1 rRNA gene is annotated in these 377 nt (G+C 43.8%); it reads left to right on the top strand.

The annotated features are described in order from the left end of the window. Window positions 1–114 (top strand): 16S ribosomal RNA (locus QDN89_RS21945); the annotation flags it as partial. Window positions 115–377 lie beyond the last annotated feature (263 nt).

The raw sequence follows: 377 nt of genomic DNA, 5'->3' as shown, positions 1-377 counted from the left end.
CCCGAAGTCGGTGAGGTAACCTTTTGGAGCCAGCCGCCGAAGGTGGGACAGATGATTGGGGTGAAGTCGTAACAAGGTATCCGTACCGGAAGGTGCGGATGGATCACCTCCTTTCTAAGGAGCATTTAGCTCAACTTATGAATCGAACTTCGCTTTGGCTTTTTTGTTTAGTTTTGAGAGGTCAAACTCTCAAGACTTCTTTTCTTCTAATGGAAGAAAGAAGAGACGTACAACACAAATGGTGTTGTGCTTTGTCCTTTGAAAACTGGATAACGATAAATGAATGAATCACCGGTTTTACACAGATTTGAATCTTCGGATTCAGAGAAGAGTGAACCGAGTGTCTTAGAGTAAGGCCAAGAAAGACCGAGAAAGAC

It is taken from the genome of Salipaludibacillus daqingensis, assembly GCF_029891575.1.
Lineage (GTDB): Bacteria > Bacillota > Bacilli > Bacillales > Salisediminibacteriaceae > Salipaludibacillus > Salipaludibacillus daqingensis.
This window is presented reverse-complemented; position numbering and strand designations above follow the sequence as displayed.